Below are 26751 nucleotides of genomic sequence, written 5' to 3'. Positions count from 1 at the left end.
ACTAGGAGAGAAAGGCCGTAAGTCTCTTTTAGTGTATGCCGGGAGAATGACAACGTTTCAGCCGCCCCGCAGGCCTGATTCGATAGGGTTTTTTCCCATGAGAGCCGGAGTAATCCAGTCTCGGAGAAAAGTGTCCCCGGCCGTTCCGCGGATGGTTGGGCGCAGAGCCATCAGAACCTGGAGAATGGCAGCGTGGAGATGCTCGGCCCCCGTCAGGTCGACCATCCGCCCCCTGTCAGCCTGCAGCCATCCGAGCAGCGGCTCCGCATCCTCGACCCGGCATGGTCCTTCCAGGAAAACGACATTGCCGTCCAACCGCACGCTCATCCGATCAGCTCCGGGATATCGAGAATCATGAGGACGCTGCCGTCGCCGAGCAGGGTCGTTCCCATCACCCCGGGCATGTTCGCGAGAATGCCCGTCATGGGCCGCATTAGTACGTCCATCCGCTCGGCAAAGCCATCCACTGCAACCCCGACCAGTTCATCCCCCGCCACCATGACTACGACCTTCACGCGCTGAGGGGCCTCTCCCAGGGCTTGTATTCCCAAGAGATCGGCAAGTCTCACCAGGGGAAGCGTCCTGTCACGCCAGACGAAAGCCTCAGCGTCTCGAACCGGAAGGACTTGGGAGGCCGGCACGAAGGCAGTCTCGATGATCCCGTCCAGGGGAATCCCATAGAGCTCGCGACCCAGCCGGACTGCCATGACTTTCGTCATGACGATGGTCAACGGGAGTGACAGGCGGATTGTCGTGCCATGACCGGGCAGGCTTCGAACGCTGACCTGCCCGCCCAGGCGCTCCACCGCGGAACGTACCGCGTCCATACCGACCCCCCGGCCCGACAGGTCGGTTACCTCCGAGGCGGTCGAGAAGCCCGGGGCAAAGATCAGGTCGATGGCGTCCGCATCGCTCATGCGCCCAAGTTCATCCCCTGAAGCGATCCCGCGTTGGCGCGCCGCCTCGCGGATCGCCGCCGGATCAATGCCCCGTCCGTCGTCCTCGACCTCGACCGTGACGCGGTCGCCACTGCGATAGGCCCTGAGCACGATCCTGGTTTTCGCCGGTTTCCCGGTCTCCAGACGGAGACGGTCAGGTTCGGCACCATGACCGATAGCATTGCGCAGGATATGCAGCAGAGGCTCGAAGAGGCCTTCCACCACGGCCTTGTCGGCCTCGACCTCCTCGCCTTCCATGGAGAAGTCGATGGCCCTGTCCAGCTGACCCGCGAGATCGCGTACGGCTCTGGGAAAGCGTCGGAAGATGTCCCGCATGGGCATCATGCGAACATCCATTACAGCCCCATGCAGCTCGGCCACCAGGCGTTCGATAGCGGCCTGGCTCGCAAGGAGGCCCTGCGAAACATGCTTCCGGTCCAGCCCCTCGTCGAATTGTCCTGCCAGATGCGCCAGCGCGTTCTTGGCGATGACCATTTCACCGACGAGATCCGCCAGCCGGTCGATCCGAGAGGCGTCGACGCGAAGCATCCGTGCGCCCGCTCCACCAGTGCCTCCCGTCGCGACACCGGCACCGCCGCCGTTGAATGCTGCAACGGAAGCTTGGTTCTGGACAGCTTGGGCGACTTCATGAAGGGTCACCTGATCCGGCACAAACCGGAAGACAGCCTTGATCCTGTCGAGCTCGGCGCTGGAGAGCGCTTCGATCCTCAGGTTACAGGAAAAGGGGTCGATCTCAGCCGCAGGCGGCCACGGGTCGCGGGCCGAGAGGCGGACGGCCACGAGATCAGGAACCGAGCGCAGGAGCGCCATCGGGTCGTCGCCGGCGAAAAAGCAGTCGGCGCGAGGCGTGTACCGGATCGCCACCAGAGGACGATCCTGCACCCTCAGGGCTGCCGGATCACGGGCCTGAGCCATCAGATCCTCAATCCAGCCAAGATCGGCCTGGAGCGCAGCATCCGGGGCTGGTGCAGGATCGTCATCGAGCTGGGAGCGCAGAGCCCGCGCCAGACGGTAGCCTTCCTCCGCAGCGTCCGGCGGCAGCTGTCCTGTCTGCTCGATCACGGCAACCCACCGCTCCGCCTGACCGATGCAGGCGAGCAGGCTGTCGATCACATGGCTGTCGATGCCGGCCCGCTTCTCCCTGAGAGCGCCCAGCAGGTCCTCGGCGGCATGCAGGGCAATCCCCATCGGGGCGAAGTCGAAGAGGCCGACCGATCCCTTGAGCGTGTGAACGGCGCGAAAGGCGCTGTCCATGGGCGCAGTCGCCTGGGGGCTGCGCTCCAGGGCCAGGAGATCGTCCGTCGCCTGCTGGATCAGCTCATGGGCCTCGACGATGAAGTGCTGGAGAAGATCATCCATCACGATCGCTCCCAGGCCGCTGATAGACGATCGCATCCTCGAAGCGGCGAAGGTCGAAACGCTTCGAGATGCGGGTCATCGACTCGGTATGGCCGAGACAGATATAGCCTCCCGGATGCAGGGACTTGTAGAGATTGTCGACGGCGAGAAGGCGGGAGGAATCGTCGAAATAGATGAGAACGTTACGGCAGAAGATGACGTCGAAGTGTCCCTGCGCCGCAACGGAAGCAGGATCAACGAGATTGGCCGATGTGAACTTCACCGATTCACGCAGATCTTGGATCAGCGTGCGCTGACCCTTGTGAGACGGTTCGAAATAGCGCTCGACCACGTCGGGAGGAAGACGAGAAAGAGCGCGTTCGCCGTAGTCTCCCGCCTGAGCGTCCAGCAGAACCTGCGTGTCGATGTCCGAGCCGACGACCTCGATGTGATAGGCATCGACCAGCGGCCAATTCTCGAGCAGCCAGATGGCGATGGAATAGGGCTCCTCGCCCGTGGAGCAGGGCACGGACCAGATCCGCACCAGATCGCCGGGCTTCCGGCCCTGCACGATCCCGGGCAAGAGCGAGCGGCTGAGGCAGCGGAGCTGATGCTCTTCACGGAAGAAGTAGGTTTCGTTCACCGTGAAGATGTTGATGAGTTGCTCGACTTCGCGGCGGTCGGCCTCCACATGCGTGAAATAGGCATTGAAGGTGCGCATCCCCGTCGCAGCCATGCGGTCGGCGATGCGCCTTTCGATGTAATACCGCTTGGTTTCACCGAAGATCATGCCGGTGCGATGGTGGAGGAACGCACCTAGGCGCCGAATCTCGTCGGCCGTGAGCGCCTGGGCCTTGCGCGGCCTGCTCATGAGCGCTCCACCATGTCCATGATCCGGTCGGCAATCTGCTCCAAGGGCGCGATGACCTCCGCGCCGCCCCGGCGAACCAGTTCTCCGGGCATGCCCCACACGACGGCACTCTCTTCCGCTTCCGCAATGGTGCGCCCGCCCTGCGCTTTCAGCCGCGCCATCGCGTCGGCTCCATCGCTGCCCATGCCGGTCATCAGCACCCCGAGCAGGCGCTCGGGGGCGAAATGCTGCATGGCGCTGTCCACCAGCCGATCGGCGCTCGGATGCCAGCGGTGCTCCGGCAGCGAGGGAGCGGCCAGCACCACAGGACCGTCCGGCCGAACGCTGATGATGACGTCGGCATCGCCTTTGCCAATATAGACGTTGCCGGGGGCAAGCGGCATCGCCAGGGCTGCTTCCGTCACATTGAGCGCGCACAGCTTGTCGAGGCGGCGGGCCAAAGGACCCGTGAACGTGCCCGGCATGTGCTGTGCCACGACAATCGGCCACGGAAAGTCGGCTGGAAGCCGTGACAGCACGGTATCGAGCGCCGGAGGACCTCCGGTGGAGACGCCGATCAGCACGAGACCGCGAGCCGACGCAGCCTTGATCCGCCGCTTCGGCGGCGTGGCCGGCGCATGCCGTCGCGGCGCCTGAGCAGAGGATGCTTGGGCCAGGCCGCTGCGCAGCCGCACCCGCTCGGCCAGTCGCAGGCTGCTGGGCAGGCGAGCCCGCGAAGCAGCGCGCACCGTCTCGACAAGCCTGGGGGCGAGCGTCTCCATTTCCAGCGAAATGGCTCGGACAGGCTTCGTGATGAAGTCGACGGCTCCAAGCTGGAATGCTTCGAGGGTCACACTCGCGCCGGCCTCCGTCAGGGATGAGATCATCACCACCGGACACGGGCGCTCCAGCATGATCCGGTCGAGACAGGCGAGGCCATCCATCTCAGGCATGTGCACGTCGAGCGTGATCACATCCGGCTTGAAGGACTGCAGTTGCTCCAGGGCCTCGACACCGTTGCGGGCAAAGGCGATCTCGAAATCTCCCTCGGCGGTAAACACCCCGCTAAGGAGACGCCGCATCAGAGGAGAATCGTCGACGATGAGCAGCCGGATCACGAAGCGGGCCGCTCCGGGTCGCTCTCACCCATGGCTGCGAGCAGATCCTTCTCCGCCCTGTCCAGCAACTCTCGCGGATCGAGCAGGAGGATCATTCTTCCCTCGACCTCGATGTTGGCGATGCGGTCGATGACCTGGCTCCCGTCCGCGGCCAGATCGGGAGTCGGGCGAAGCTGGCTTTGCGGAATGCTGAGAACCTCCGACACGGTATCGACGACGAAGCCAGCCTGCATCTGGTCGATCCTGACGACAACGACGCGCTCCCGCCGCTGTTCTCCTCGGCTTTCGAACTTGAAACGCCGCCGCTGATCGATCACGGGAATGACGCGACCCCGCAGGTTCATGACGCCCTCGATGAAGGCAGGAGCCTTAGGCAGCCGTGTCAGAGTGTCGGGCACACGCACCACTTCATCGACAGCCCCGATAGGCAGCCCGTATTCCTCGCCGCCGATTTGGAACACGATGAACTGCTCGTCGCCCGTTGAAGGGCCGTCCGCTGTGCCCATGTCGTGGTTCTTCCCCGTTTGCGATGTGATCTGCTCGATCAACGCCTGGTCCCTGAACAGGTGGTCCGTCGACAGCACCGAGACCAACCGCCGACCGCCCTCAAGACGACAGATGCCCTGGATCTGAGCCTCCGCACTTCCCCTTGTGAGGATCGCCGGCACAGGATCGATGGCGCTGTCGGGAAGGCGAAGGATTTCCTTCATGCCGTCGATAGCAAGCCCCACGAGTCCATTGCCGATCCGTGCCACTACCACGCGGAATCGGTCACCGCCCTGCCCACCGGCACGGAGCCCGAGAAGCGCGCACAGGGAGACGAGCGGCAGCAGCTGTCCTCGTAGGGACGTCACGCCCAGCATGACGGAATCCGTTTGCGGGACAACGGCGATACCATCCGGCAGGGCCACCACCTCGCGAACAGAGGTGAGAGGCAGGGAGAAATCCTGCCCGGCCACCGCAAAGCACACCAGTGCAACTTGGTTTCGCTCCGAGGCCGTTTGATCCTGCCTATCGGTCACAGCTTGGACCTGCCGGTGCTGGGCCCGACGGCTGAAGCTGCCGAAGTCTTTGGCCAGCAGCGCATCCAGATCAATCATCCGCGCAGGCGTGCCCGTGCTGTCATCGGTAGCCGAGTCCGGCGAAGCGCCACGCGTTTCTCCGAGCGAGGTCACCTTGTCGATCATGAGACCGACTGGGGCGCCGCGGTCGATCACCACCACGCGTGCATTCGACGAGGGGCTATCCTCCCCTCCGAGAAGACGGTGCAGCGACACCACGGGCATCACCGCACCCCGCAGATTGGCGACCCCGAGCAGGCTTGAAGGCCCGAGGGGGACGCGGGTCACGGCCGGGGGACGGGTCACCTCGCATACATCGGATGCCGGGAGGGCGAAGCGCTCATCGCCGACCTGCACGATCAAGAACGACTGGGCGACAGCCGCAGAGGCCGCCTCGCTCATGACGTTAAGACTCCGCCATCTGGAGTTCGTCGGCCAGGGAGGCGATCTCTTCAATGGCAGCGGCCAGATCCTCGGCTCCTCGGGCCTGCTGGCGCGCCGCGGTGGCGGCCTGTGCGGCGGCGCTGCCGGCCTGCTCGGCCACGGCGGCGACCTGCTGGGTACCGAGCCGAACCTCGCGCACCGCCGTCAGAATGGCCTCGGAGCCCGACACGATGGCCGTGCTTCCCTGAAGAATGGCCTGCACGCCTGCCTCCACCGTGCTCAGCCGCTCCGCCGTCAGAGCATTCTTGGCAACTTCGCTTTCAGCAATGGCAGAACTCTGCTCCAGGTCGCGCCTGACGATGGTGATCTGATCGCGGATCTGGCGAACCACATCCTTGATCCGATCGGCATTTTCGGAAGCATCCCGCGCCAGATTGCGGATATCGCCGGACACGATCGCGAAGCCGCGCCCTGCCTCGCCGGTCCGGGCGGCCTCAATGGAGCCGCTCACGGCCAGCATGGTGGTCTGAACTGCCACAAGGGCGATCCCATCGACGATCTTTTCGATCCGTCGGCCGGAATCGTCCAAGCCGCTCATTAGACCGATGACAGCCTGTGTCTCCCGCAAGCCCTCCTCGACGCCCGAGGCCAGCCGCATGGTTGCGGTGCGATTGTCTTGGAGATCGGCTGCGAGAGTCTCGATCCGTTTGATGGCGGTGCTCGCCGCAGCCTGCGATGCAGCGGTCGCGCGCTCAATCTGCTCCATCGCCACATTGGCTTGCTGTGTGGCCGCAGCCTGCATCTGCGCTCCCCGGCTGATCTGATCGACAGCCGTCATGATCTCGCCGGAGGCTCCGGAGAGCTCCTGAATGGCCGCAGACAGCTCCTCGGCAGCGGAACCGACCTGCTCGGCACTGGCCGCTCCGGCCGCGCCTTCCTGAAGATCGTCCGCGAGAGCGGCCAATGCCTGCGCGGTCTGCTGGCTCTGATCGAGCGCTGCGCTCTGCTGCTGGACAGCCCGCTGAGCCTCGGCGGCAGCGGCAGCCTGCTCTTCGGCGGCACTCGCCACCTGCTCGGCCCCGCGCTGCGCCTCGCGGATGGCGGCTTCCGCCTCGACGGCCGCCACAAGGATGTCTTGGCTCCCCTCGGCCAGGAGAGACACATCGGTTCGGATCTTGTCCAGAGCCGCCACCACGGCCCGGCCGATCTGAGCCTCGCCCGATGCGGTTTCGGCTGCATGCCTGATCCGCTCCCCAACGGACCTGACCTCGCTGACGATCCCTTCCGCAAGGGTCTGGATATCCTGTGCGCTTTTCTCCGACGTGCCGGCGAGGGCCCGCACCTCGTCGGCCACGACCGCAAAGCCGCGCCCGCTCTCTCCGGCCCGGGCCGCTTCGATGGCGGCATTCAGCGCCAAAAGATTGGTCTGATCGGAAATATCCCCGACCACACGGGTAATTCCACCGATCTCGGCTGCCTGCTGCTCAAGGAGCGAAACGATCTCGACCATCACCCGCTGGCGCGATGCATTCGCCTCCACAGCAGTCACAGATGTGCTGATCTGGGCTCCCGTCTCGATCAGAAGGCTCTGAAGGCCCGCCGTTTTGCTGCGCGTCGCCTCTGCATGAGTGCGCGCATCGGAAAACGAGGCACCCAGGCTCACGATGGCCGAGAGAGACTGCTGGGAAGCGCCGGCAGCTTCCTCGGCTCCGCTGGCGATCTGCTCCATGGAGCGCCGGAGCTCCTCGGCCGCCGACGAAGCCTCGGCCACGCCGCTCGCCAGTTCCTCTGTTGCAGCACCGATGCGCTCCGCTGCCTTCTGCTGCCGGGCCCTGACACGCTCCAGGGTCCGGCGTTGGGACGCGGTTCCCCTTGGAGGGGAAGGCGGCATGCTGGAATTAGCGGCTTCATCGCCGGCCGGACGTGAATTGCCCTTGCCCGCAAGTTCGGACGTCTTGACCAATGCCATCGGGGTCCCTTGAAGCTTTAACACGGTACTCTGACACCGCCTCGCCTCGTAAGCCGGCTTTCCAGCTTCGTCGAAGGATATAGAGAGGAGCTAGACTCTTATAGGTCCGGCCACCACACAAGCAAGGCATGCGGGGCCCAATTACGACGAGTGGAAGGGCAGCTTTGGGTCAGCCACTGACGATCCTTTAACTTCCAGGAACGTCCGCTGCTCCCTGCTAGAGCCGACGCTCGGCCGACTTCCGAGCAGCACCATCTTGAGACCTTCCGGGCCGAGAGCTAGCAGATAAGTTTCGCGGAATGCTGTTTATAAAACTGGACGGAAGCATGCACACGTGTCCGCAATGCAATTGCCGGCGGCACACGCTCTTAGCAGCCCATACAGGTTCCGGAGCCCATAGGGCAAGCCGTGGACTTTCGATCTAGCCCCTATGTCCGGCAGTCAAGCGCTTGGCCGCCCGCTTCGTGGCAGTCGCCTGCAAATGGCGCTCGATGGCCTCATTGGCCTGCGCCCGCACGTGCCGCATCCGGTCCGCTTCGTCGAAGGCGTCCGGGAAACGGCGCGACAGCCACAGGTAGGCGCCCGCGAGCCGCACCGTGCGCTCCTGGTGATTAAGATCGGCGAAAGGGTTGCTGCGCAGTGCCGGAACGCCGGAGCCCGAGGCCAACATCTGCGTCCATCCCTTGAGCACCTGGAACGAGAGCTCGTCGCGCTGGTCGATAGGCGCTATCGACAGTGCGAACCTCTGCGTCAGGTTCAGCTTGGTGCGGTCGACCATCTCGGCGGCCTGCAGCATGGCGTCCATGTCGGAAGGCTGGAATGGCGAGCCGTCGTAGAAAGCGGCCTGCGCGAAGTGCGTGAGCACCTCGTGCAAGCTCTCGGTGCGCAATTCCAAGGCCGCGGCCCTAATCGCCACGAGGTCGGGACGGGCGTAGAAGCGCGAATCCGCGGCAGGCGCCGCTGGGGCGCCGGCGAGCGCCTTCCGGATCGGATCGATGCCTTCCTCCGTGGTGGCTGCAACGTAGCCAACGTCATGGTGGCCGAAGCGGCCGGCGCGCCCGGCGATCTGGCGTATCTCGGGATTGGTGAGCGGGCGGTCCTCGCGCCCGTCGAACTTTCGCAGCGAGGAGAACACGACCCGCTGCAGAGGGCCCAGGTTGAGGCCCATGCCGATGGCGTCGGTGGTGACGAGCACCTGGGCCTCACCGGTGCGGAAGCGCTCGGCCTCCGCGCGGCGCACCTCTGGGGAGAGAGCGCCGTAGATGGTGGCCACGGTGTGACCCAGGCCGACGAGGGCCTCGCGCTGCTCGTGCACCGCCTGGCGCGAGAAGGCCACGATAGCATCGCCGGCCTTCACCTCCTCCAGCGGGACCGGCTCGTCGAGCAGGACAAGCGGCGTCTTCCGCTCGAAGGCGACCACCTCAAGGCTCTCGTTGGCAGCCTCGGCGGCACGGCGAACATACGGCAGGGCGTCGTCGGAGCCGGCCAGGATAACGGTCTTGGCTGGGATGCCAAAGAGCGCGTTGGTCCAGGCCCAGCCGCGGTCCGGGTCGGAGATCATCTGGATCTCGTCGATCACCGCCACGTCGATGGTGTGCTGCAGATCGGCCGTCTCGATGGTGCGCGAGACGTGGGTAGCGCCCTTGTCGCCGAAGACCTCCTCGCCTGTGACCATGCCGGCGTTGAGCCCCCGGTCGCGCAGGGCCTCGTAATTCTCCAGGGCGAGGAGCCGCAGGGGAGCCAGGTAGGCGCCCTTGCCGGCCGCCGCGAGCCTGTCCAGGGCGGCATGGGTCTTGCCTGAGTTGGTGGGGCCCATGTGGAAGACGATGTGACGGGCCATGCCGCGCGCGGCGCGGAACTTGTCGATGTAGGTGCCGAAGCCGACCCGCTCGCGCAGGTTCCGGATGCCTACATCCTGACCGGTGAGCTTCTTCGCGCGGGCCCGGAGCTCCTTGAACTTGCTAGGCAAGGCCCGGACGAATTCCGGGGAGAACTCGTACTGGCGCGAGCGCAGGGCATGGTCCATGTGGTCGGCGTAGCTGGCGGCACCCGAGCCGACCTCGGCGAGGTCCGCGCGCACGTCCTCGCGCAGCCGGTTGACCACCCGGTGTATGGACTTACCCGTCTCCCGCTCGACGCGGTCGACCTCGGCCTTGAACTCGTCGAAGCGGTGGCGTGGGTCGTTGCGGATAGCCATCCCGTGCAGGATCTCCAGCATCTGCGGCGTGGGTGGCAGCATGAGGCGCAGCTCCATGCGCCCGTCGTCGAGGAGCGACAGGCAGACCCGCACGGACCACGAGACGGCGTCGTCCTCGCCCTTAAACCAGCGCAGGGACGGAACTGCCTTGGCGAGCTCCCTGACCCCCTTTGCAGCCCATTCCTCAAGGCTCCGCATCTCAGCAAGAGCGGAGGCCACCCGGCCGTCGTCAACGAACCCGTCATGCTCGGGCAAGCCGAGGTAGCGCCGGAGGCCCTCGGTGTCGACGTCGCGCCGCGATGGGACCACCCTGCGGATCGCGTCCTGGAGGATGTCGGCAGTTTCCTGGATTCGCTTACGTGCCATGCCCTAGCGTCCCTGCCGGGAAACACAGTGTCAACGCCGCTCATCGCGAACTGTGCCCTCCGGCTAACGGCAGATCCTACATCTGAGGGTAAACCATGATGTGCCGACGAATGGTGACGAGCTTGGGGAGCACTCGCGCCAACTGCGGCGCCATGACCGGATCGTGTACAAGCCATACGGTCCCAAACTAATTAAACCTGGCTTTGGGACGAACATAATCCTCGACCGAAATCACATGAAGGTCGCCTTGCAGCACGATTGCGGAAGTAAGGCTAAGGTCCGCTTTGTGCCAAAAGCGGACCTTTCGTCATTACAGCCAAAGCCGCTTGCCAAGTAGACTATATCGCTTCCATCCCGAGGCTTCGGGTAGGGTAACGGAGGGTTGGATCGAAAGGGTTGAGCTGCCGGGCGATTCCTTCCGCTTCTTTTCGGATCAGATCAACCACCAGCGGCAGCCGTCCCCCCTCCAGACGCTCCGACAAAGTGCCTATGCTCAGGGCCGCAACAGCCCGCCCCTCCGAGTCAAGGATCGGCACTCCCACGCCGGCCATACCGGGGATCAGGCCCGTGTTGAGGCTGCAGAAGCCCGTCTTGCGGACGCTCTGGATCTGCATCCGCAACCCGATCTCATCGAAGCCGCCCCGGTCGAGAAGGCGGGGAACGTTGAAGCGGATCACGGCTTCGCGCTCCTCCTCCGGCAGGAACGACAGGATGGCGAGACTGCCCTGACCGATGCCGAGAGGCACCTTGCCGCCGATATCGCCCGTGAAGGTCCTGATCGGGAACGGACCTTCCACGCGATCCAGGCAGACGGCGTCGAACCCGTTCCGCACGAGAAGGAAGATACTGTCGCTCAGTGTGGAGGACAGGCGCAGAAGCGCTGGCCTGGCCGTGCTGCGCAATCCGCCCGACTGCGCGGCCCGTGCAGCCAGGACGAAGAAGTCGAGGGCCAGCCTGTATTTACGGCTCGCATCCACCTGCTCGACGAAGCCCTCGGCCATGAGAACCTTCAGGGCCCGATGAGCGCTGGGTTGGGTGATCCCGGCGGCTGATGCGATGTCGGTCAGGCGCATCCCATGGGAATCTCCAGCCCCGAGAACCTTCAGGAGCGCCAGGGCTCGCTGCGTTCCAGAGATGCCATCTTCCCGCATATAGAATAAATCCCGCTATTTTTCCGATTTTATTTCACTTGGTGGAACAGATGTCAAAACACTTTCACATAGCGAAACATTGGCATTGACTTGGGCTAGGGCCTCGCTCGTGATGCGGATCCGGGCATCATGCGCATTCGGGCTTATGGCTGAATGCTTTGCAAGGATCGGAGAGCAGAATGGCATTCCTGACACTCAAAGGAGTTTCCAAGGAATTCGGCATGTTCACGGCCGTTCGCGATGTCAGCCTGACGATCGACAAAGGCGAATTCGTTTCGCTTCTCGGCCCGTCGGGCTGCGGGAAGACAACGACCCTGCAGATGATCGCCGGTCTCGTCGAACCCACTGAGGGCCGGATCTCCCTGGACGGGCGCGATATCACGCGCGAGAAGCCCAACCGCCGCGGACTTGGCGTCGTCTTTCAGAGCTATGCCCTCTTCCCCCACATGACAGTGGCGCAGAACGTCGCGTTCGGGCTCGAGATGCGACGCGTTCCGCAGGCCGAGAGGACCGATCGCGTGCGAGAGGCGCTCGTGCTGGTGCAGCTTTCCTCCTTCGCCGACCGCTATCCCCGACAGCTCTCCGGTGGTCAGAGGCAGCGTGTGGCTATCGCTCGCGCTCTCGTCATCGCGCCGCCCGTCCTCCTGCTGGACGAGCCTCTCTCCAACCTGGACGCCAAGCTTCGCGAGGAAATGCAGTTCGAGTTGCGGCGGATCCAACGCAAGGTCGGCACGACCACCATCATGGTCACCCACGACCAGGCCGAAGCGCTCTCCATCAGCGATCGCGTGGTCGTGATGGAAGGCGGGCGGATGACTCAGGTGGATGCGCCGTACCGGCTCTACGAGCAGCCCTCGAACGCCTTCATCTCGTCCTTCGTCGGCAAGACCAATCTTCTGGCCGGCACCTGGCGCCGCAACGGCACAACCAACGCTGCGGACATCGGCGGCGCCCTGCTGGAGGCCTCCGCGCCGGAAATTGCTGCAGGAACCCCGGTCACGCTGTCGATCCGCCCCGAGAAGATCCTTTTGTGCGATGCTGGCGCAGGCCGCCTGGAGGGACGTGTCGCCAGCCGCTTCTTTCTAGGCAGCCAGTGGCTTTTCACCGTCGAGACGCCGATCGGGATCATGACGGTCTCCACGCCAAACCTGGGCGTCGAGCCGGCTGCGGAAGGCTCCCCGGTCGGGCTCGACTGGTCGCCGGATAACATGCGCATCATCGCGGGTACCGCCGCAGCGGCTTGAGGGAGGGAACAATAATGACCTCGCGCTCCCCTATCCCTTCAGCCCCATGGCTGCTTGCCGGACCCGGAGCCCTGTTCTTTTTCGGGCTCGTGCTTCTGCCCCTGGCGCTCACGGTCATCCTGTCGTTTCAGGCCTACGATCATTCCACCGGCATCCAGAACACCTTCACGCTGTCGCACTACATCACGGTCGTCACGGACGGGTACTATCTCGAGATCTTCTGGAGGACGCTGCGGATCGCGGCGCTGACCACACTTATCTGTGCCGCCATTGGTGTTCCGGAGGCCTACATCCTGTCGCGCATGCGGGATCCGTGGCGCTCGGTTTTCCTTCTCGTCATCATCGGCCCCCTGCTCGTCTCCGTCGTCGTCCGCACCTTTGGCTGGAGCATGCTGCTCGGCTCGCAGGGCCTCGTGAACCAGGCACTCCAGTTCGTCGGGTTCGCACCGGCCAGGATTCTCTACACCGAGACCGCCATCGTCATTGCTCTCGTCCACGTCATGCTGCCGTTCATGGTCATTCCGGTTTGGACGGCCCTGCAGAAGCTCGATCCCATGGTCGAAGCGGCAGCCTGGACCCTCGGCGCTTCCCACTTAACGGCTCTTCGCCGGGTGGTCATGCCGCAGGTGACGCTCGGCATGCTCTCCGGCAGCCTCATCGTCTTCGGGCTGTCGGCCAGTGCCTTCGCCGTTCCAGCTCTCCTGGGTGGCCGTCGCCTGAAGATGGCGGCGACCTTGGTCTACGACGAGTACCTCCAGGAGCTGAACTGGCCCCTCGGAGCCACCATCGCGATCATTGTTCTTGTCGCAAACCTCTGCATCATGCTGGCCTACAACCGCATGGTCGAGGCTCGCGCACGCCGGACTCTTGGGTGACACCATGCAGAAGAATGGGACCATCGCACTTACCTTTCACGTTCTTGTTCTAGCGTTTGTCCTGGCACCGCTGGTCATCATCTGCCTCGTCGCGTTCACGCCCGAGAACACGTTGAGCCTGCCGACGACCGGCCTGTCGCTACGATGGTTCAAGGCGGTGTTCGCGCATCCCGATTTCATGGCGTCCTTCTGGAACAGTATCTGGCTGGCAGCGCTCTCTGCGACATTGGCGGTCGCGTTCGCCTTACCTGCCGGGCTTGCCATCAGCCGCTACTCGTTTCCAGGCCGAGATTTCCTGAATGCTCTGTTCCTGTCGCCGCTGATCATTCCTCATCTGGTTCTCGGGGTGGCCTTTCTGCGGCTGTTCGCGCTCCTTGGCGCCACGGGCAGCTTTGCTTGGCTCGTCGCGACGCACATAATCATCGTAACGCCCTATGTGCTCCGTCTCGTGCTCGCTGCCCTGTCCGGACTCGACCGCAGCGCCGAGCAGGCTGCGCGTACGCTTGGCGCCGGGGAATGGACCGCGTTTCGCCGCATCACAGCTCCCATGATCCTGCCCGGCATCACGGGCGGCTGGCTGCTGGCCTTCATCAACAGCTTCGACGAGCTGACGATGTCGATCTTCGTCACCTCACCAGCAACCGTCACGCTGCCGGTTCGGATGTACATGTACGCGACGGAGTCCATCGACCCGATGATGGCGGCCGTTTCGGCCCTGATGATCGCCATTACGGCGGCCGCTATGCTGGTGCTGGACCGCGCGTTCGGACTCGACCGCATTCTCGTCGGGCAGCGATGAGGACATGGATATGGCTCTTCTCAAGCGCCTCGCTCGGCACGAGCTTCCCGTCGTTTCCTTCACGCTGAACGGTGAGGCTTGCTCGGGCCGTGTTGGCGATACGGTTTTGACCGCTATTCTCACCCAGTCCGATCGGCTGCGTCCCAGCGACTTCTCAGGAGCACCCAGAGCCGGCTTCTGCCAGATGGGCGCATGCCAGGACTGCTGGGTTCTCACAGGCGACGGCGGACGCATCCGCGCCTGCAGCACGGCTCTGGAACCGGGAATGAGACTTCAAACCATGATGGAGCCGAGATCGTGAGCGACGCCACGCGACCGCTGATCGTCGGCGCCGGCCCTGCCGGAATCCGTGCCGCCCAGATCCTCGTGAGCTCGGGCATCAGGCCAGCTGTCATCGATGAAGCGCCATCGGGCGGCGGACAGATCTATCGCCAGAGGCTCGTGGCCGATGAACGTTCCGCGAAAGATCTCTACGGATCGGAGGCCGCGAAGGCTACGGCCCTGCACGGCACCTTCGCGGGGATCCGCGACAGGATCGATTACTATCCCGAAACGCTGGTGTGGAACCTCCGCGACAAGGCTGCGGATGCGGTGACGGGCCATCGCACACGCCGCATCCCATTCAGCCATCTAATCCTGGCTACCGGCGCAACCGACCGCGTCCTCCCCTTCCCGGGCTGGACCCTTCCGGGCGTCTTCACCCTCGGCGGCTCCCAGATCGCCTTGAAGTCGCAGGGCTGCGCCATTGGCGAGGAGGTTGTGTTTCTCGGCTCCGGACCGCTGCTCTATCTTGTTGCATGGCAATACGTGAAAGCCGGCGCCAACGTTGCGGCCGTTCTCGACACCTCACAGTTCTCGGCCAAGCTTCACCTCCTTCGCGGATTATTCGCTCAGCCGTCCGTCGTGCTGCGCGGTTTCCGCTATGCCGCCGAACTCATGGCCCGCGGCGTTGCCGTTCGCTTTGGAGTTCAGCCGGTTCGCATCGACGGCGCAACGAGAGTAGAGGGGGTTGTCTGGCGCGAGCGCGACGTGGAGCATCGCCTTGCCTGCGACGCGATAGGTTATGGATTCTCCCTGCGGTCCGAAACGCAGCTCGCCGATCTTGCGGGATGCCGCTTTGTCTTCGATGCGCGGGACCGGGCATGGCGGCCTGAACGCGACGGCGCGGGACGCACCACCATGCCGGGCGTCTATATCGCCGGTGACGGCGCCGGCATTGCCGGCGCGGATGCTGCCGAACTGGCTGGCGAGCGGGCAGGCCTCGCGCTCCTTGAGGATGTGGGCCTATCGGTCGATCATGTGCGGATCGGGGTGCTGGAGCGCAAGCTCGCCAGTATCAGTAAGTTTCGCGACGTTCTCGAAGCCGCGTTCCCATTTCCGCAGGCCTGGGCCAACGGCATTTCCGACGACGTGACCCTGTGCCGATGCGAGGAGATTGCCATCGGCGCAGTGCGCGATGCCGTACGCGATCAGGGTGTTTTCGAACTCAACCGCCTCAAGGCCTTGACCCGTGTGGGGATGGGCCGGTGCCAGGGGCGGATGTGTGGAAACGCGGCGGTGGAAGTGCTGGCTGCCGCCTGCGGTCAATCGCCGGACGCGGTCGGACGTCTGCGCGCACAGCCGCCCATCAAGCCCATTCCGTTGGGGGTTATGGCCGAGGAGGAAACCGCATGAGCAACGCCCTTCACAGGGATGTCGCCATCATCGGCGGCGGGCTCGTCGGAAGCTCCGCGGCTCTTGCCCTGCGGCGCATGGACTTCTCCGTCGTCCTTCTCGACAAGGGCTTCTGTGGCGCGCAGGCCAGCGGCGTGAACTATGGCGGCGTGCGCCGTCAGGGCCGTCCGGCGGAGCAGATCGCTTTGTCTCAACGGGCTCATGCCATTTGGCCGCGCCTGAAGGGTCTCATCGGCATCGATGGTGAATTCGTGCGCTCAGGCCACTTGAAGCTCGCACGAACCGAGGCCGAGATGGCATCGCTCGAAGCCTATGCGGGCCGCGTCGCGGATCTGGGGCTCGACCTGGAGCTGATCGGGGGAAACCAGCTGCGGGGGCGTTTCCCCTGGATCGCCGGAGACGTCATGGGCGCGTCCCTGTGCGCAGGTGATGGACATGCCAATCCGCGCCTTGTCTCTGCGGCCTTCGCCGATGCGGCGCGGCGGGCCGGCGTGGATGTTCTCGAACAGACCCGAGTGTCCCATGTCGAGAAAGCGCTCGAAGGTTTTTGCCTGTCAGCAGGCTCGAACACCGAGATCAAGGCGCGCTTCGTGATCAACAGCGCCGGCGCCTGGGCAGGTCCCTTCGCGGAAGCGTTCGGCGAGCCCGTGCCGCTCCATGCAATCTATCCAAGCATGATCGTTACCGAGCCCCTCGATGTATTCATGAGCGTGAACATCGGGGCCGAAGGCGGCGGCATCTATGCGCGCCAGGTCGAGCGCGGCAACTGCATCGTCGGCGGCATGCGCGGCGAGCCGCTTGCGGAGCCTGACTTTTCCCGTCCAACAGGCTCGGGCGCCGTGACCATCATGAACCGCGCCGCAGCCCTGTTCCCGGCTCTGCGCCATGCCTACGCCATCCGCTCCTGGAGCGGTACGGAAGGTGAGATGGCGGACCGAAACCCGGTGATCGGCTTCAGTCGGACCACACCAAACCTCATTCACGCCTTCGGCTTCTCGGGAGCCGGATTCCAGATCGCGCCGGGAGTTGGCGAAGTCCTGGCCGAACTCGTCCGTGACGGTGAAAGCCGCACGCCGATTCAAGCTTTCGCCATCGATCGATTTGCCCGCACGACCCAAGATTCCCGGGCGGATAACGGACCTGAACCAAAAAAGAGGGAAGCAGCACAATGAAAACGACGACGCTTTTGCAAGCCACAGCCTTTGCCGCGCTCACCATCGCTACCTCCGGCGCAGCCCAGGCGCAGACGAAGACGCTCTATGTCGGGATGAACGGCGGCAACTTTGAGAAGACCTTCACACAGCATGTCTTTCCGGATTTCGAGAAGGCGAACGATGTGAAGGTTGTCGTTGTGCCGGGCACCTCGTCCGACATTCTGGCCAAGGCCACCGCGGCCAAGTCCAATCCCCAGATGCATGTGATGTTTCTCGATGACGGCGTTATGATCCGCGCCATCGGTGCAGGCCTGTGCGAGAAGATCAAAGATACTCCGGTTCTGGCAGATCTCGCTCCCGGCGCCCGGCTGAAGGATGATATGGCAATCGGCATCGATCTCGGCATGACGGGCCTCGCCTACAACAAGAAGATGTTCGATGAGAAGGGCTGGGCTCCCCCGACCTCGTGGATGGATCTCGCCGACCCGAAGTACAAGGGGAAAGTCGTATTTCAATCCGCTGCCGCCTCGTCCTTCGGGCTGCATGCCTTCTTGATGTTCAACCGCATCCAGGGAGGCAATGAGAAGAACGTCGAGCCGGGCTTCTCCAAGTTCAAGGAAACCATTGGCCCGAACGTGCTGGAATACATCCCGAGTTCGGCCAAGATTTCCGAAATGGTGCAGACCGGCGAAGCTGCGATCTTTCCGTTGACCCCTACCGCCGTCTCGGCTCACCAGGAGAAGAACATTCCGGTGGAATACGCACAGCCTAAGGAAGGCTCCGTTGTTCTGATGGTGACCGAGTGCGTCATCGCTAATAACAGCGAGCCCGAACTGGCTCAGAAGCTTGCCGCCTATCTCCTCTCACCAGAGGCTCAGAGTAAGGCGCTTCAACACGGCAACATCGTTCCATCGAATGTGAACGCCAAAGCGCCCACGCCCGAAGCAGAAGCTAAGCTCAAGAAGTTCCACGATTACATGAAGACTGCTGTCACGCTTGACTGGGATACGATCAACGAGAAGCGGCCGGAATGGAACAGCCGCTGGAATAAGACGATCGAGCGCTGATAAGTTCAAGAAACAAGGCGGATGCTCGGTGCATCCGCCTTGTCCAAATCCCATACTGCCTGAACCGCGGCGGAAGCCCGGCTGACACAATGGCTAGCGCTCCTGTCCGTGTCCGATCCGACCGATTGACTTGGACGATCTCCGGGCTGAGTGAAAGGCCTCTGCACTCTTTGAAAAGCATGCTTGGGGTCAAGAACCGAAGCCCTGTACTCTACCGCTGATGTCTTATCTCAACGTAAGAGCGGACCTTAAGCTAGAGCGTCGAATAAGAAGTCTGACCCCGCGAGTTCGGCATTTCAGAAATCATGGGCCCATCTCGAAGCTGCCAATAGTGCATCGACTTGAAGGTCTGATGCTCTAGCAACCCGTTGAGAGCTGTTCGAAGAACCGCTTACGCGGGCCCTCGAGCAGTTGTGGGACGAAGGATATGACTAGGAGGGCTGTGATAGGACCTCGGCAGGGCGATATAGACTATGTTGTTCCCGGAGCAGATCGGCGGCCCGCTCCCCAATGACCACGCATGGCGCCATCGTGTTTCCAGTCGTAATCCGTGGCATAATCGAAGAGTCTGCGATGCGGAGACCGTCGATGCCATAGACTTTCAGTTGGTTATCGACGACCGACATATCGTCTCTTCCCATCTTCGCGGTACAGGACTGATGCCAGTAGGTTACCGCGGACCGTCGGATGAAACGAACCATTCCCGCTCGGTCGCGCGCGCCCGGAGCAGTCTCGCCTGTCACCAAGGGCGTGAACGCTTCGCTATTTCCGAGATCGCGGCAGAGTTCCACCGCGGCCAGGGCGGCAGCCATGTCTTCCGGTTCGCTGAGTGAGTTCGGCTCGATCAAGATGGGATCTGCGAAGCTCGACCCCGATAATCGTAGCCGACCCCGGCTTTTGGGCTGGGCGAGGCCAGTGAACATCGTCCAGCCGTGTTCAGGCGTTTCGAGTTCCGTCTCAATTGGCGAAGGAACAGCGAACTCTAGCTGGCACTGCAGGATGTCAGGCTGAGCCAGCCGCGCATCGCTTCTCCAATAGAGTTTCGCTTCGCAGCCACTACCGCCAACGCCCTCCGGCTTTTTATAGGCCCAGGTGCAGCCGAATGCGAGATGATCCTGATGGTTTTGACCAACGCCCGGCAGGTGTTGAATGACAGGAATATCATGAGCCCTCAATTCATGTTCCGGCCCGATCCCTGACTGCATCAGCACTTTCGGCGTGTTGATCGCGCCAAGTGACAGCACAGTCTCGCATCGGGCAGTAAATTGACGCAGCCGACCATCGACGAGAACCTCGACTCCTATCACGCGTTTCCCATCGAAGATCAGACGCGTGACCAGCGCATCGGTGATGACTGCTAGGTTTGGCCGCGATAGGAGCGGACGAACATAGGAGCCGAAGACGGATTCCCGCTTGCCATTGCGAATCCGCAACTCGGCGATTGATGCGCCTCCGGGGCTCTCCATCATCTCACCGTTCGGAGTATCGAAGACAGGAATACCAATAGCGGATGCCGCCTTCAGCAAAGCTTCTGCGATCGGCTGGGGTTTTTGAGGCTGAGCAACATATGCCGGTCCTCCCACACCGCGACGGATCGGGTCGGGATCTCCGTTCCAATCTTCTATCCGGCGATAATAGCGAAGGATGGACTCATAACCCCAAGCTTCATCACCGGCCTCGGCGGCAAAATGCTCCCAATCTTCCTTGTGTCCCCTTGCCCATACCATGACATTGATGCTTGACCCGCCGCCAAGCCCTTTGCCCATGCTGAGAGGAAGACGTCGACTGTCGAGTCCAGGCGCCGGCTCTCCAATGAACCCCCAGTCCCGACTAGAGCCAAGATTTAGCGGCCACTGCGCTGGGTTGGTAACGGTTTCGGCCGAATCGTCGCCACCCGCCTCAAGCAGCAGTACGCGAGCACCTCCATCTTCTGCTAGCCTCGCGGCGACAACCGAGCCGCTGGAGCCGGCGCCGCAGACGATGAAGTCGAAGACGTCGCCGCGGGAAGTGACCGAATTATCAAGTGAATTTTGTTCATAAGTATTCAGCTTCACGTGACTGACCTCCGTGGATGGAATGAGGAAGAAACTGAAGATGCTGGTCGGCGGCTCGGACGCGCGTCCAACTGCAATCAGACACGCGGCAGCATATCCGTGCTGGCGATCGTCCGACCGTGCCTGCCCTAATAGACCTTGCCGGTCGTCACCGGGACAGAGGCGAGTGTCCCGGTGAGGCGGCGTCCATCATCGTTGCGCTTTCGCCGAGACGGTCTTGGCGGCCTGATCAATGGTATCCGCAACGACCTCGGGCTGCGTCATGAAGAGAGCATGACTTGCCGAGACTTTCGTGATCTTCGCCTTGATGCGTTCAGCCATATGGATCAGCATCGCCTGATCGAATGCTTTGTCTTCTGTCGCGATCACGGCCCAACTAGGCTTCGAGCGCCAAGCAGCATTTTGGAGCTTCGTGCTGAACGCCGACATGTTGATCGGGACCTGCGAGTCCCTCATGAATGCGGCATCGGCATCGCTCACGTCATGAGCGAAACCATCCTTGAACTTCGTCGGGCTAACATACCCAAATCCATCCTTTGTCGTCTCGATCACGAACTCCGATGCAGGGGCAAAGCCTTGATATTGCTGAGCTGTTGTCTCGCCCGCATCCGGAGAAAGAGCAGAGACATAAACAAGGCCTGCAACCTTCGCATCGACGCCAGCTTCAGTGATGATCGTACCACCCCAGGAATGACCCACCAGGATGACTGGACCATCCTGCCGCTCAAGCGCGCGTTTGGTGGCGGCAACATCGTCTTCGAGAGATGTCAACGGGTTCTGCACGATGGTGACGCGATAGCCGCGCTTCGAAAGATTGTCGTAAACCCCTCTCCACCCTGAGCCGTCGGCGAAAGCACCGTGGACGAGCACGACATTCTTTACAGCTTGGTTTGTAGGGATGGACTCGGAAGCCGCCGCCGAGACTGCGCTCGATATCGCTGCTGCGGCCATGGCTATGGTTACTACGCCGTTGGTAATCTTGGTCATAACGATCTTCCACTCATTCCGCGATAAATGTTATCGCGATAATTAATACTTTGCAGGTTCTTGCACTCGCGTCAATGTATTTTGTTATTGCGATATTGTTTTTCGCGATATTGCTAGTATGTTCACGTTCTTAGGACCTGGAAAATGCGCCACGAGAACAACGATCCACCGCCTCTTCATGACCAGTTGTGCTACGCGATCTACACTGCCGGGATCGCTATTCAGCGTGCCTACAAACCCCTACTCGATGGGCTGGGCCTGACCTATCCGCAGTACCTCGTGCTCAACGTGTTGTGGAGTAAGAACGAGCAGACCGTGGGCGCGATTGCCCGCGCCCTTGCCTTGGAATCCAGCACCCTGACGCCGCTCCTAAAACGCCTTGAGGCTTCTGGCCTCCTGTGCAGGACCCGAAACCTCAGTAATGAGCGTCAGGTCGTGATAGCTCTGACCGAAGAAGGCAGCGCGCTGCAGCACAAGGCGGGCTGTCTCAGTGACACCTTGCTTGCAGCCTCGACCGAAACGCCCCAGAGGCTGGCGGCTCTAAACCGCGACGTGCGCCATCTCCGTAATGCTATTTATTCCCAGATCGGAGGATGGGACGCTCCCGCCTGAGTGTAGAACGGGTATCCGTCCTTTACGCTGTAGGCACCGTACCCCCATCGATGGTGTACTCGGTGCCGGTGATCGAAGCGGCGCGTTCGGAGGCCAGGAACGCGATCAGGCTTGCGACTTCGGCCGGTTCGGCCGGGCGTCCGAGCGGTATTCCGCCCAATCCGTCCATGATGATCTTCTTGCCACCCTCAAGATCGGTCCCCGCCTGTTTCGCCAGGCGCTCGGCGAGATGAATAGATGATTCCGTCGCGATCCAGCCTGGTGAAACCCGAACCACCCGTACACCTCTGGGAGACACCTCCTTTGACATTGCCTTGCTGTAGGTAGAAAGCGCAGCATTGGCTGCAGCATAGGCCGTTGTCGATTCCGGAAGTGGCAGCACATTCTGAATGGATGTGACATGTATGACCACGCCGCTTCCCCGAGAGACCATATCCGGGACCAGATGCCGGTCCAGCCGAACAGCGGGGAAAAGGTTAAGAGACAACTCCTTGCACCACTCGGCATCAGTGAGCGCTGAAAAACCACCTCCGGCCGCAGACGAGCCGCCCAGCATATGAACAATGATATCGACGCCGCCAAGGCGTTGACGGGTAGCGTCTGCGACAGTCTTGCATCCCTCCTCGGTGGTCAGGTCGGCTTCAACGAACAAGTCGTCGGGCAGGTTATCCGGTCGCGTTCGCGCCGTTGCCAGCACCCGCGCGCCGAGTTCCCGAAACAGGCCAACGGTTGCCGCTCCAGCGCCTTTAGTTCCAGCTGTGATGAGTGCGCGCTTGCCAGCCAGATTGAGAAAGTCGGTCATCACCGGATCTCCACTTTGGTAATCTTGTCGTTTGTGATGGCGAAGGTGTAGCTGAGCGTCACGGGGCTCCCCGGAAACCGGCCGCTGACCTTGGCTCGAACGAACGATCGATTACCGTTGACCGTGGCATCCAAGGGCTCAGCGACATACTGGGTCTTGCGTTTCGCTTCCGCCCACCAGTCTCGAAAGGCAGCCGCGCCTTGATGGAATGCGCCCTCATCCATGACGACGGCGTCGACCGCAAAAGTCCTAGCTACTGCATCCATATCGTTTCGGCGATCGACCTCGAAGAATGCCTTCACCACATCAGGCATGTTCATAGGTTTCTCCCTATCAGCTTACTCATGACTGCTAGTTAGCACTCGACGATTGCGCAGATAAGTGAGATAAAACCGTATGTGGAAATGAACAGATCGGGACAATGGAACAGGCAGGTTTGAGAGATTTGGAGTCGGTCATCGCCATTGCACGGCGCGGGACGTTTCGAGCAGCCGCTATTGATCTAGGGACGTCCAGCACTGCGTTGAGCCATACAATTGCAAAGCTCGAGGCTGGCCTCGGCGTTCGTCTCTTCAATCGAACCACCCGCAGCGTCTCGCTCACGGATGCAGGAAAGCTTTTTGTCGAGCAGGTTGCACCGTCACTCCAGAATATTTACGTCGCGCTGGAAGTGGTTCGCGCCCAGCGCGAGACCCCTTCGGGAACGATACGGATCAATGCTGCGCCCTTCGCGGCACGCGCTATTATCTCCGCGTTGGTACTCGAGTTCCTGCGCCGGTATCCAGATATGAATATCGATTTGGTGACCGATGGAAAGATGGTCGATATCGTCAGGGACGGCTTCGACCTCGGCATAAGGGTCGCTGGCCTCGTACCAAGTGACATGATTGCAGTCTCGCTCGGCTGGCCTCAACGACATGCTGTGGTGGGATCACCTGAGTATTTCGAGCAGCATGGGAGGCCGTTCGTTCCTCTGGATCTTCTCAATCACAGATGCATTCGGGTTCGCTTGCCTGACGGCTCTTTATATCAATGGCGGTTTGAGAAAGACGGCGAACCGGTGCAGATCGATGTGCGAGGACCGATCACGCTTGATGAGGCAAGCTTGGTGAGGACAGCAGTGCTTGAGGGGACGGGCGTAGGCTACACAATGGAACAGGAAATTCTGCCAGACATCGAGGCAGGGCGCCTAATCCGAGTCCTGGAGGATTGGACGCCACCATATCCAGGTTTATGTCTCTACTATCCCGGGCGACGTCATCTATCAGCTGGGATGAAAGCATTTTTGGAGATGGCGCGTGATATTTCCAAGCGTCGGGCGGTTTAACCCTGCCGGTAGGTTCGCCGACGTCGAAGATTGTGCAACCTGAGCTCGTACCGATGGGAGCAACCGGGCTTCTTTAGTCGTCGCTCCTTGATTTCGTTCTCCTTTCCAATTGATGCCGTCAACCGCCGCTGGCTCGCATATCGCCGCGTAGTGTCGAGTTGGCAGTATGATTTGCATGGTTGGGAGCCACTCGGGAGGGATCAGCGCACGATCTGCTCCCGATTAAGCGCCGGCATTATGAACGAAACACAGCAACTTTCGAGACGAGGTCGACTCCGCCGGCTCTCGCACAGCGCATCTCGCGTCCAACGGCGAAGCGAAACGCCGCGCCTTTGTTGAAGCGAATGTCTCCTAGGGGCCAGACTAGGCAAACCTTCCCTCTTCGGGAACGTCCGGTTTTTCCTGGCTTGAGCTGACGTTCGGCATTCTTCGACGCAGGGTCATCACTATCCTGGGGCGGCGAACTCGTGTTGCACCGGTCGACCCTTGAGAATGGAAGAACAACAAGCCTCTTGGACAAGCGGCGCCGATCGCCACCTCACAACCCGATATTCAAGCTTGATCAAATCCTGTTGTAGCAAGGCGACACAGCCGCTGTTTGTGCCGGGCCGGCCTGGAATTGACACTCGGTTCATGTCTAGTAGCCATCCTTATCAACCATGGTGGCAAAAATATTAGGCCTATGAACAAGGGGTGCGGCATGAGCGAGACAATGGCTAACCAGCGGAGCCGTGTGACCAATCTCCATGCGGTCCCGGCACCGCCCGTTGACGAGAACATGGCATCAATGATCGACCTGTTGCAGGAGCATCTGCGTCTGGCTCGCGAAGGCAAGCTGCGCTCACTGGCTGTGGTGTCCGTGTCCGCCGATGGATCAGCCATTGGCACCCAGTGGTCGTGCGATCCCAGCGACATGGCATCCCTCATCGGCAAGCTCACGGTGCTGACGCATGACCTTATGGCGGCCCGTAAGTAGCAATCCTTCATGGCACGTCCCCAGATCCCTGAGCCCGCGCTCTTCTGGAGCGGAGCCGTAGAACCCGGCAAGCGGGCCTATTGTTCTGTGAAGAAGGTGAGCACCACCTTGCCCTGGTCGCTGATAAGGCAGACGAAACGGTTCGGCTTGTCGCTCTTCTCGCGCTGGAGATAGGCCTCTCCCATGACGACCATTCGGATCGGCGTCTCCTCTACCTTGAGGTGGTCATGGCACGCTGGTGGCGACATAGTCTTCTTGCGATGGCAGGCACTGCCGCTGCACTTCCGCTTCAGGTTCACCTTGACCTCGGCTACGGGTCCAGCCTGCCCCTTATGAATGGGTCAGCTTTCGCACAGCTGGGCGACGGGTCCGGGAACAATGGCGGTGTCGGCGCTGGTGCCACCGGTGGTGTGGGAGGTTCTAGCGTCGGAGGCGAAGTTGGTGGTGATGTCGGAGGCGGTACCAGCGGCGGTGGGGTTAGCGGCAGCGTCGGCGGCGAAGGTGTCAGCGGTGGCGTGGGAGGTGGTAAAAGCGGCGCCAGCGGCGGTAACGTCGAGGGAAGTGTTGGAGGTGGCGTCGGTGCTGGCGCCAGCGGCAGTGTCAGCGGTGGTATCGGAGGTAGCACCACCAGCGGCGGTGTTGGAGATGGTATTGGCGGCAGTGGTGTCGGAGGCACCATCGGAGGTGGTGCCAGCGTTGGAGGCGATGTCGGAGGTGGCACTACCAGCGGTGTCGGCACCACCGGTGGCGTCAGAGGCGGCGCCAACGTCGGGGGCGTCAGCGGCGGTGCCGGAGGTGGTGCCAACGTCGGAGGCGGTGCCGGAGCTGGTGCCAGCGTCGGAGGCGGTGGTGTTGGAGGTAGTGTCGGCGCGAGTGGAGGCACCGGCGGACGGAGCCATGCAGCTGGCAGCCGCGCCACAGGCGGCAACACAAACAAGGCTCCCAAGACAGGAAACGCCCAAAGCCAGCGCAGTACCGGAATAGCAAAGGCGAGCACAAGCAAAACGACAACACGCCAAAGCACGTCCGCCCAATCCAAGCACCCAACGTCCCGCCCAGCCACAGCAGCCTCCCAGGCGAAGGCTCTGCAACCGAACGTGGCGGCCTCGGCCGTCGATCCTCGTCCCAAACCGCGGCAGGCCCCCAACTTCATCCTGGCGTCGGGGTTGTCGCGCGAGGATCTGACCAGGCTCACCGCTCAAGGCTTTCACATCGAGACCGAGACCCAAGGCAGCATTGCTCCACAGATTGTCCGGCTGCGCGTTCCACCCGGCACCTCGCTAACGCAGGCCCGGCGAAGGGTCCGTCTGCTCGATGCGCGCGCCTCTACCGATTTCGATCATTTCTACTATCTCGACGAGGGCGCAGTGGCTTGCGTCCGCGCCGAGTGCCAGGCAGCCTCACTCGTCAACTGGTCGTCATCGCATGTAGCCCAATGCGGCCCTACCCCCCTCATCGGCCTGATCGACACTGGGATTAACCTGGAGCACGAAGCCCTGAAGGAACAGGCGATTGAGGTTGTGCCGCGCCCTACAAACCATGCGGATGCCTCTTTACAGGATCACGGCACCGCGGTGGCAGCTCTCCTCGTGGGCCGGCCAGACAGCCAAACACCTGGGTTGCTGCCGCAAGCGAAGATCATCGCGGTAGATGCATTCTACCGCGATGGCGGCACGGCTGATCGCACGGATGTGACATCCCTGGTGGACGCCATTGAGGCTCTGGCCAAGCGTGGCGTGCGGGTGATGAACATGAGCCTGTCAGGTCCCGCAAACGCAATGCTTCAG

The 26751-nt window shown here is 62.2% G+C and carries 25 protein-coding genes; 11 read left to right on the top strand and 14 right to left on the bottom strand.

The annotated features are described in order from the left end of the window. Positions 1-57: 57 nt before the first annotated feature. The 8 genes from IC232_RS25115 to IC232_RS25080 all read right to left on the bottom strand — a co-directional run bounded on the left by IC232_RS25115 (position 58) and on the right by IC232_RS25080 (position 11393). Complete coding sequence (locus IC232_RS25115; protein ID WP_190847697.1) at positions 58-327, bottom strand: hypothetical protein; 270 nt, start codon at positions 325-327, stop codon at positions 58-60. Next, a complete protein-coding gene (locus IC232_RS25110) occupies positions 324-2318 on the bottom strand; it encodes a chemotaxis protein CheA (RefSeq protein ID WP_190847696.1) in 1995 nt (664 codons plus the stop codon). The genes IC232_RS25115 and IC232_RS25110 overlap by 4 nt, the downstream gene beginning before the upstream one ends. Further along, positions 2311-3168, bottom strand: coding sequence for a CheR family methyltransferase (locus IC232_RS25105; protein ID WP_190847695.1), 858 nt, complete (start codon positions 3166-3168; stop codon positions 2311-2313). Before IC232_RS25105 ends, IC232_RS25110 begins: the two co-directional genes overlap by 8 nt. Then, positions 3165-4265, bottom strand: a complete 1101-nt coding sequence (locus tag IC232_RS25100) for a chemotaxis response regulator protein-glutamate methylesterase (protein WP_190847694.1) — start codon at positions 4263-4265, stop codon at positions 3165-3167. Before IC232_RS25100 ends, IC232_RS25105 begins: the two co-directional genes overlap by 4 nt. Next, positions 4262-5728 (bottom strand): chemotaxis protein CheW, encoded by a 1467-nt coding sequence (locus tag IC232_RS25095; protein WP_190847693.1) that lies wholly within the window; start codon positions 5726-5728, stop codon positions 4262-4264. Before IC232_RS25095 ends, IC232_RS25100 begins: the two co-directional genes overlap by 4 nt. Before the next feature lie 4 nt (positions 5729-5732). Then, complete coding sequence (locus IC232_RS25090; RefSeq protein ID WP_190847692.1) at positions 5733-7679, bottom strand: methyl-accepting chemotaxis protein; 1947 nt, start codon at positions 7677-7679, stop codon at positions 5733-5735. 421 nt (positions 7680-8100) lie between these two features. Continuing rightward, positions 8101-10242 (bottom strand): helicase-related protein, encoded by a 2142-nt coding sequence (locus IC232_RS25085; RefSeq protein ID WP_190847691.1) that lies wholly within the window; start codon positions 10240-10242, stop codon positions 8101-8103. Positions 10243-10580: 338 nt separating this feature from the next. After that, positions 10581-11393, bottom strand: a complete 813-nt coding sequence (locus IC232_RS25080; RefSeq protein WP_190847690.1) for an IclR family transcriptional regulator — start codon at positions 11391-11393, stop codon at positions 10581-10583. A 179-nt stretch (positions 11394-11572) separates the two neighbouring features. Here IC232_RS25080 and IC232_RS25075 point away from each other — a divergent pair, with 179 nt between their 5' ends. The 7 genes from IC232_RS25075 to IC232_RS25045 are packed head-to-tail and all read left to right on the top strand — an operon-like array spanning position 11573 to position 18206. Further along, entirely contained in the window at positions 11573-12637 is a 1065-nt protein-coding gene (locus tag IC232_RS25075; RefSeq protein ID WP_190847689.1) for an ABC transporter ATP-binding protein, read from the top strand. Positions 12638-12651: 14 nt separating this feature from the next. After that, positions 12652-13512: an ABC transporter permease gene (locus tag IC232_RS25070; protein WP_190847688.1), complete on the top strand. Its 861-nt coding sequence runs from the start codon at positions 12652-12654 to the stop codon at positions 13510-13512. A gap of 4 nt (positions 13513-13516) precedes the next feature. Next, positions 13517-14311: an ABC transporter permease gene (locus tag IC232_RS25065; protein WP_190847687.1), complete on the top strand. Its 795-nt coding sequence runs from the start codon at positions 13517-13519 to the stop codon at positions 14309-14311. 10 nt (positions 14312-14321) lie between these two features. Then, positions 14322-14612: a (2Fe-2S)-binding protein gene (locus IC232_RS25060; protein WP_190847686.1), complete on the top strand. Its 291-nt coding sequence runs from the start codon at positions 14322-14324 to the stop codon at positions 14610-14612. Continuing rightward, the gene (locus IC232_RS25055; RefSeq protein ID WP_312895231.1) at positions 14609-15985 is read left to right on the top strand and encodes an NAD(P)/FAD-dependent oxidoreductase; all 1377 of its coding nucleotides are present in this window, start codon (positions 14609-14611) and stop codon (positions 15983-15985) included. The genes IC232_RS25060 and IC232_RS25055 overlap by 4 nt, the downstream gene beginning before the upstream one ends. Further along, positions 15982-17157 (top strand): NAD(P)/FAD-dependent oxidoreductase, encoded by a 1176-nt coding sequence (locus IC232_RS25050; protein WP_190847684.1) that lies wholly within the window; start codon positions 15982-15984, stop codon positions 17155-17157. The genes IC232_RS25055 and IC232_RS25050 overlap by 4 nt, the downstream gene beginning before the upstream one ends. Next, the gene (locus tag IC232_RS25045) at positions 17154-18206 is read left to right on the top strand and encodes an ABC transporter substrate-binding protein (RefSeq protein WP_190847683.1); all 1053 of its coding nucleotides are present in this window, start codon (positions 17154-17156) and stop codon (positions 18204-18206) included. Before IC232_RS25050 ends, IC232_RS25045 begins: the two co-directional genes overlap by 4 nt. Positions 18207-18637: 431 nt before the next feature. Here the strand turns inward: IC232_RS25045 and IC232_RS25040 are convergent, their stop codons facing one another. Both IC232_RS25040 and IC232_RS25035 read right to left on the bottom strand, forming a co-directional pair. Continuing rightward, entirely contained in the window at positions 18638-20260 is a 1623-nt protein-coding gene (locus IC232_RS25040; RefSeq protein ID WP_190847682.1) for a GMC family oxidoreductase, read from the bottom strand. 189 nt (positions 20261-20449) lie between these two features. Next, entirely contained in the window at positions 20450-21247 is a 798-nt protein-coding gene (locus tag IC232_RS25035) for an alpha/beta fold hydrolase (RefSeq protein ID WP_190847681.1), read from the bottom strand. A gap of 144 nt (positions 21248-21391) precedes the next feature. On the opposite strand from IC232_RS25035, the gene IC232_RS25030 reads away from it, so the two are divergent. Further along, positions 21392-21859 carry a MarR family winged helix-turn-helix transcriptional regulator gene (locus IC232_RS25030; protein WP_190847680.1) on the top strand — a complete coding sequence of 156 codons (468 nt, stop codon included), beginning with the start codon at positions 21392-21394 and terminating at the stop codon, positions 21857-21859. A 22-nt stretch (positions 21860-21881) separates the two neighbouring features. Here IC232_RS25030 and IC232_RS25025 read toward each other — a convergent pair whose 3' ends face one another. After that, the gene (locus IC232_RS25025) at positions 21882-22661 is read right to left on the bottom strand and encodes an SDR family oxidoreductase (protein ID WP_190847679.1); all 780 of its coding nucleotides are present in this window, start codon (positions 22659-22661) and stop codon (positions 21882-21884) included. Continuing rightward, positions 22661-22981, bottom strand: a complete 321-nt coding sequence (locus IC232_RS25020) for a nuclear transport factor 2 family protein (RefSeq protein WP_190847678.1) — start codon at positions 22979-22981, stop codon at positions 22661-22663. The genes IC232_RS25025 and IC232_RS25020 overlap by 1 nt, the downstream gene beginning before the upstream one ends. Positions 22982-23082: 101 nt before the next feature. Here IC232_RS25020 and IC232_RS25015 point away from each other — a divergent pair, with 101 nt between their 5' ends. Together IC232_RS25015 and IC232_RS25010 are read left to right on the top strand one after the other, a co-directional pair. Then, the gene (locus IC232_RS25015) at positions 23083-23988 is read left to right on the top strand and encodes a LysR family transcriptional regulator (RefSeq protein WP_190847677.1); all 906 of its coding nucleotides are present in this window, start codon (positions 23083-23085) and stop codon (positions 23986-23988) included. A 712-nt stretch (positions 23989-24700) separates the two neighbouring features. After that, positions 24701-24964: a hypothetical protein gene (locus tag IC232_RS25010; protein WP_190847707.1), complete on the top strand. Its 264-nt coding sequence runs from the start codon at positions 24701-24703 to the stop codon at positions 24962-24964. Between the two features lie 77 nt (positions 24965-25041). Here IC232_RS25010 and IC232_RS25005 read toward each other — a convergent pair whose 3' ends face one another. After that, on the bottom strand, positions 25042-25212 hold the full coding sequence (locus tag IC232_RS25005; protein WP_190847676.1) for a hypothetical protein: 171 nt from the start codon (positions 25210-25212) through the stop codon (positions 25042-25044). A gap of 93 nt (positions 25213-25305) precedes the next feature. Then, positions 25306-25863, bottom strand: a complete 558-nt coding sequence (locus tag IC232_RS25000; RefSeq protein WP_190847675.1) for a hypothetical protein — start codon at positions 25861-25863, stop codon at positions 25306-25308. 198 nt (positions 25864-26061) lie between these two features. Here IC232_RS25000 and IC232_RS24995 point away from each other — a divergent pair. Further along, positions 26062-26751, top strand: a 690-nt coding sequence (locus IC232_RS24995) for a S8 family serine peptidase (RefSeq protein ID WP_190847674.1), incomplete at its 3' end; no start/stop codon positions are given.

Source organism: Microvirga sp., assembly GCF_014699075.1.
Lineage (GTDB): Bacteria > Pseudomonadota > Alphaproteobacteria > Rhizobiales > Beijerinckiaceae > Microvirga.
Note: the sequence above shows the minus strand (reverse complement) of the source record. Positions and strands in the feature narration are given on the sequence as shown.

What these genes read in the sequence shown, in the direction of transcription:
- IC232_RS25045 (WP_190847683.1), top strand. Translation starts at nt 17,154, where the DNA reads ATGAAAACGACGACGCTTTTGCAAGCCACAGCCTTTGCCGCGCTCACC.
- IC232_RS25050 (WP_190847684.1), top strand. Translation starts at nt 15,982, where the DNA reads ATGAGCAACGCCCTTCACAGGGATGTCGCCATCATCGGCGGCGGGCTC.
- IC232_RS25015 (WP_190847677.1), top strand. Translation starts at nt 23,083, where the DNA reads ATGGAACAGGCAGGTTTGAGAGATTTGGAGTCGGTCATCGCCATTGCA.
- IC232_RS25010 (WP_190847707.1), top strand. Translation starts at nt 24,701, where the DNA reads ATGGCTAACCAGCGGAGCCGTGTGACCAATCTCCATGCGGTCCCGGCA.
- IC232_RS25115 (WP_190847697.1), bottom strand. Translation starts at nt 327, where the DNA reads ATGAGCGTGCGGTTGGACGGCAATGTCGTTTTCCTGGAAGGACCATGC.
- IC232_RS25090 (WP_190847692.1), bottom strand. Translation starts at nt 7,679, where the DNA reads ATGGCATTGGTCAAGACGTCCGAACTTGCGGGCAAGGGCAATTCACGT.
- IC232_RS25105 (WP_190847695.1), bottom strand. Translation starts at nt 3,168, where the DNA reads ATGAGCAGGCCGCGCAAGGCCCAGGCGCTCACGGCCGACGAGATTCGG.
- IC232_RS25020 (WP_190847678.1), bottom strand. Translation starts at nt 22,981, where the DNA reads ATGAACATGCCTGATGTGGTGAAGGCATTCTTCGAGGTCGATCGCCGA.
- IC232_RS25000 (WP_190847675.1), bottom strand. Translation starts at nt 25,863, where the DNA reads ATGGCTCCGTCCGCCGGTGCCTCCACTCGCGCCGACACTACCTCCAAC.
- IC232_RS25075 (WP_190847689.1), top strand. Translation starts at nt 11,573, where the DNA reads ATGGCATTCCTGACACTCAAAGGAGTTTCCAAGGAATTCGGCATGTTC.
- IC232_RS25080 (WP_190847690.1), bottom strand. Translation starts at nt 11,393, where the DNA reads ATGCGGGAAGATGGCATCTCTGGAACGCAGCGAGCCCTGGCGCTCCTG.
- IC232_RS25025 (WP_190847679.1), bottom strand. Translation starts at nt 22,661, where the DNA reads ATGACCGACTTTCTCAATCTGGCTGGCAAGCGCGCACTCATCACAGCT.
- IC232_RS25110 (WP_190847696.1), bottom strand. Translation starts at nt 2,318, where the DNA reads ATGGATGATCTTCTCCAGCACTTCATCGTCGAGGCCCATGAGCTGATC.
- IC232_RS25005 (WP_190847676.1), bottom strand. Translation starts at nt 25,212, where the DNA reads ATGTCGCCACCAGCGTGCCATGACCACCTCAAGGTAGAGGAGACGCCG.
- IC232_RS25065 (WP_190847687.1), top strand. Translation starts at nt 13,517, where the DNA reads ATGCAGAAGAATGGGACCATCGCACTTACCTTTCACGTTCTTGTTCTA.
- IC232_RS25070 (WP_190847688.1), top strand. Translation starts at nt 12,652, where the DNA reads ATGACCTCGCGCTCCCCTATCCCTTCAGCCCCATGGCTGCTTGCCGGA.
- IC232_RS25035 (WP_190847681.1), bottom strand. Translation starts at nt 21,247, where the DNA reads ATGACCAAGATTACCAACGGCGTAGTAACCATAGCCATGGCCGCAGCA.
- IC232_RS25060 (WP_190847686.1), top strand. Translation starts at nt 14,322, where the DNA reads ATGGCTCTTCTCAAGCGCCTCGCTCGGCACGAGCTTCCCGTCGTTTCC.
- IC232_RS25085 (WP_190847691.1), bottom strand. Translation starts at nt 10,242, where the DNA reads ATGGCACGTAAGCGAATCCAGGAAACTGCCGACATCCTCCAGGACGCG.
- IC232_RS25095 (WP_190847693.1), bottom strand. Translation starts at nt 5,728, where the DNA reads ATGAGCGAGGCGGCCTCTGCGGCTGTCGCCCAGTCGTTCTTGATCGTG.
- IC232_RS25030 (WP_190847680.1), top strand. Translation starts at nt 21,392, where the DNA reads ATGCGCCACGAGAACAACGATCCACCGCCTCTTCATGACCAGTTGTGC.